At 67.5% G+C, this 4,567-nt stretch carries 2 protein-coding genes and 1 pseudogene; 2 read left to right on the top strand and 1 reads right to left on the bottom strand.

All coding sequences use genetic code 11. The annotated features are described in order from the left end of the window. Positions 1 to 36: 36 nt before the first annotated feature. Together VDP82_RS14285 and VDP82_RS14280 are read left to right on the top strand one after the other, a co-directional pair. Positions 37 to 1,356 (top strand): ammonium transporter, encoded by a 1,320-nt coding sequence (locus tag VDP82_RS14285; RefSeq protein ID WP_323015515.1) that lies wholly within the window; start codon positions 37 to 39, stop codon positions 1,354 to 1,356. Positions 1,357 to 1,486: 130 nt separating this feature from the next. Continuing rightward, entirely contained in the window at positions 1,487 to 4,165 is a 2,679-nt protein-coding gene (locus VDP82_RS14280; RefSeq protein ID WP_323015514.1) for a DNA translocase FtsK, read from the top strand. A gap of 283 nt (positions 4,166 to 4,448) precedes the next feature. Here VDP82_RS14280 and VDP82_RS14275 read toward each other — a convergent pair. Next, positions 4,449 to 4,567, bottom strand: a pseudogene (locus VDP82_RS14275) (GNAT family N-acetyltransferase); the annotation flags it as partial.

The following is a 4,567-nucleotide window of genomic DNA, read 5'->3' as shown; positions in this document are numbered from 1 at the left end:
CCCGGATCGACATTGCGTCATCGGAGAAACCGGAAAATGAAAATCGCAACCATTCTGGGCTGCGCCCTTCCCGCGCTGGTGCTGCTGGGCCTGCCCGTCGGCGCGCAGGAGCTGGCCGCCGACGCGGCCCCGCCCGTTATCGATAGCGGCGACACCGCCTGGATGTTCGTCTCCAGCCTTCTCGTCATCATGATGAGCCTGCCGGGCGTGGCGCTGTTCTATGGCGGGCTGGTGCGGGCCAAGAACGTGCTGTCCATTCTCACCCAGGTCTTCGGGGCCTTTTCCGTCATCGCCCTGCTCTGGGTGGCCTATGGCTATTCGCTGGCCTTTTCGGAAGGGGCGGGGCTCTCCGCCTTTATCGGCGATTTCACCAACCTGTTCCTCGGCGCGATCGGCCCGGATACCGTCTCGGGCTCCATTCCCGAGCTGGCCTTCATCTTCTTCCAGCTCACCTTCGCCTGCATCACCGCGGCGCTGATCGTGGGCGGGATTGCCGAGCGCATGAAGTTCGGCGCCGTCATGGTCTTCCTGGTGCTCTGGTTCACCCTGGCCTATCTGCCCATCGCCCATATGGTCTGGGCCGGCTCGGGGCTGTTCTTCACCATGGGCGCGCTCGATTTCGCCGGCGGCACCGTGGTCCATATCAATTCCGGCGTTGCCGCGCTGGTCGCCGCCCTGGTGCTCGGGCCGCGCCGGGGCTATGGGCGCGAACCCATCGCCCCGCATAATCTGGTGCTCACCTATGTGGGGGCCTGCCTGCTCTGGGTCGGCTGGTTCGGCTTCAATGCCGGCTCGGCCCTGGCGGCAAACGGCCTCGCCGCCCAGGCCTTCCTCAATACCGTCACCGCGCCCGCCGCCGCCGGCATCGCCTGGGTGCTGGCCGAAAAGCTCAGCCATGGCCATGCCTCGGCTCTGGGCTTCGTTTCCGGCGCGGTCGCCGGGCTCGTCGCCATCACTCCCGCCGCCGGCTTCGCCGGCACCGCCGGGGCCATGGTGCTGGGCGGCGTGGCCGGGCTGGTCTGCTTCTGGGCCGTGGTCAGCCTCAAGCCGCTTCTGGGCTATGACGACAGTCTCGACGTCTTCGGCATTCACGGCATTGGCGGCATGGTGGGCGCATTGGGCACCGCCATCGTCGCCGCGCCGGCTTTGGGCGGGCTCGGGGCCGAGGGCTACGAAATGGGCGGACAATTGCTCACCCAGCTTCTGGCGGTGATCGTGGCCGTGCTCTGGTCGGGAGCGGCGGCCCTGGTCGCCATGCTGGTGGTGCGCCTCGCCTTCGGCGGCGCCCGCGTGTCCGAGCAGGCCGAAACCGATGGGCTCGACCTCTCCAGCCATGGCGAGCGCGCCTATAATTAAGCTTGGGCCGGCAGGTTTTCCTGCCGGCCCCGCCGCGCTGATCTCCATGGTTAGCCTTGGGTTAACCCCCAGCCCGTAGCATGGCGGCAATGATGGGCCCGGTCCCTGCCGGGCAGTATTGAGTTCGCCCATGTCCAGTTCTCCCTCCCCCGTGCTCGATGAAATCCGTCCGGTGCCCCAGCGCGCCAGGGCCGGTTCCTCCCGGTCCCTGCCCACGCCCCCGCCGGCGCTGGCGATCCGCATTCCGCTGCGGCTGGCTGGCCTCGTGATTCTGGGCCTGGTGGCGCTGGCGCTGGTGGCCATGGCCTCCTGGTCGGTGGACGATCCCAGCTTTACCTATGCCACCGCCAAGCCCGCCGCCAACTGGCTGGGCTTTCCCGGCGCGGCCATCGCCGACACCCTGTTCCAGGTATTCGGGCTGGGCGCGCTGGCGATGCTGGTGCCGCCCGCGCTCTGGGGCTGGGCCTTTGCCCGCCGCCGCAAGCCCAGCCATATGGGCCTGCGCGCCGCCGCCTGGATCGGGGCGAGCCTGCTGGTCTGCGGCGTCCTGGCCTTTGTCGCCATGCCCGAAAGCTGGCCCCTGCCCACCGGGCTGGGCGGGCTGGTCGGCAATGGCTTTTCGGCGCTGGCGCGCCTCGTCACCGGCGAGACACCCCAGGCCGTCACCGCCGTGCTCTTTGCCATCATCATCGCCATTCCGGCGCTGGCTGCCTTCTGGGTCGCCATGGGCCTGGGCACCGCCACGGCGCCCGCTCCGGCGCGCAAGGCTGCCGCCTCCGGCCGCGCCGCCGCCCCGGTGTCCGACGACGAGCCCGATTCCAATCCCGTGCTCGATATCGTGCTGGGCGCGCTGGTCCACACCTCCTATTCGCTGCGCACCGCCTTCCGCCGCGCCCGCGAGAGCCACGCCGCCCGCCGCGCCGCCGAACAGCAGGCCGAGGATTTCGAGGGCGTCGAGCCGAGCCTGGACGGCGCCCCCCTGCGCCGCGAGCCCTCGCTCGCCCCGGCCCAGCCGCGCCTGGATGCGCCGGTCGAGCCGGCCTTTGCCGCCTCGCGCGTCAATGCCGCCCCCGCCTATGACGATACCGAGATCGATTATCCCGACGAGGGCGAGGACGACGCCTATCCGGTAGCCGATGTCGCGCCGGCGCCCAGCCACCAGCAGCGCGGCGATTCGCGCTTCCATCCGGTCGATCCCACCAAGCCCCGCGTCGCGGCTCCCGCGCCGCGCCCGGTGCAGGGCCAGCGCGTGCTGCGCGAGGCGCAGGCCTCCTTCCTCGACGAGCCCGGCGGGTTCGAATTGCCCCCGCTCAGCCTGCTGGCCGAGCCGCGCCGCGCCGGTCCCTCGCCCGAGCACGCTCCCGAGCGCCTCGAGGCCATGGCCCGCAAGCTTGAGGAGGTGCTGGGCGATTTCGGCGTCAAGGGCGACATCATCAATGTCCGCCCCGGCCCGGTCGTCACCCTGTTCGAGCTGGAGCCCGCTCCCGGCATCAAGTCGAGCCGGGTGATTTCCCTGGCCGACGACATCGCCCGCTCGATGAGCGCCATTTCCGCCCGCGTCGCCGTGGTGCCGGGGCGCAACGCCATCGGCATCGAATTGCCCAATTCGACGCGCGAAACCGTCTATTTCCGCGAAATGCTGGCCTCGACCGATTTCGAGAAGATGAAGGGCAAGCTGCCCATCTGCCTGGGCAAGACCATTGGCGGCGAGCCGGTCATCGCCGATCTGGCGCGCATGCCGCATCTGCTCATCGCCGGCACCACCGGCTCGGGCAAGTCGGTGGGCATCAACACCTTCATCCTCTCGCTGCTCTACCAGATGACGCCCGAGCAGTGCCGCCTCATCATGATCGACCCCAAGATGCTGGAGCTTTCGATCTATGACGGCATTCCGCATCTGCTCACCCCCGTGGTCACCGATCCGCACAAGGCGGTGGTGGCGCTCAAATGGGCGGTGCGCGAGATGGAAGACCGCTATCGCAAGATGAGCAAGATCGGGGTGCGCAATATCGATGGCTTCAACCAGCGCGTCACCGAATCGCGCGCCAAGGGCGAAGTCATCACCCGCACCGTGCAGACCGGCTTTGATCGCGAAACCGGCGAGGCCATTTTCGAGTCGGAAGAATTCGATCTCGAGCCCTTGCCCTATATCGTCGTCGTGGTCGACGAAATGGCCGATCTGATGATGGTGGCCGGCAAGGATATCGAGGGCGCCATCCAGCGCCTCGCCCAGATGGCCCGCGCCGCCGGCATCCACATCATCACCGCCACCCAGCGGCCCTCGGTCGACGTCATCACCGGCACCATCAAGGCCAATTTCCCCACCCGCATCTCCTTCATGGTGACGTCCAAGATCGACAGCCGCACCATTCTGGGCGAGCAGGGGGCCGAACAGCTGCTGGGCAATGGCGACATGCTCTATATGGCCTCGGGCGGCCGCACCAAGCGCCTGCACGGCCCCTTCGTCTCCGACGCCGAGGTCGAGGCCGTGGTCTCCCATCTCAAGAGCCAGGGCGCGCCCGACTATCTCGATTCGGTCATCGAGGATGACGAGGAGGGCGGCGAATTCGGCGGCGAGGCCGGGGGCGACAGCTATGCCGGCTCGGGCGACGAGCTTTACGACAAGGCCGTCCATATCGTGCTCACTGACAAGAAGGCGTCCACCTCCTATGTGCAACGGCGTCTGGGCATCGGCTACAACAAGGCCGCCACCCTGATCGAGCGCATGGAACGCGAAGGCGTCATCTCCCCGGCCAACCACGCCGGCAAGCGCGAAATCCTCGTCGGCAACAATGCCGACGGCTATTGAGGGGTAACCTCGCGCGGCACCCCTCCCCCCTTGCGGGGAGAGATATCGCATATGGGCTGTGGCAAGATAGCGCCGCACCCGCCGGGCGGTACCTCCCCCTTGATGGGGGAGGTTAGGAGGGGGTGCCCAGAGCCCGAATAGAGGGGCTAAATGCCCCCACACCAAAACTTACAGCATGTCTCCCGAAAGTGGGAACCGGTTTCGGGATAAAGACATGCGCAAAAACAAAAGGCTAAAGCGCATGGAGCGAATCTGAAAGATCGCGACGCGCTTTAGGGCGCCCCTACCGCGTCACCAGCCTGGTCTTCTGCCGCCCATCCCCATCGAAATTCTCCGGGCTGAGCCAACGCTCATATTCCGCCCGCATCGCCGGCCATTCCCCGTCGATGATCGAGAACCACG

The sequence above is a fragment of the Devosia sp. genome, assembly GCF_034675085.1.
Taxonomy (GTDB): domain Bacteria; phylum Pseudomonadota; class Alphaproteobacteria; order Rhizobiales; family Devosiaceae; genus Devosia.
The sequence above is the reverse complement of the archived record's forward strand: the minus strand, read 5'-3'. Positions and strand labels throughout refer to the sequence as shown.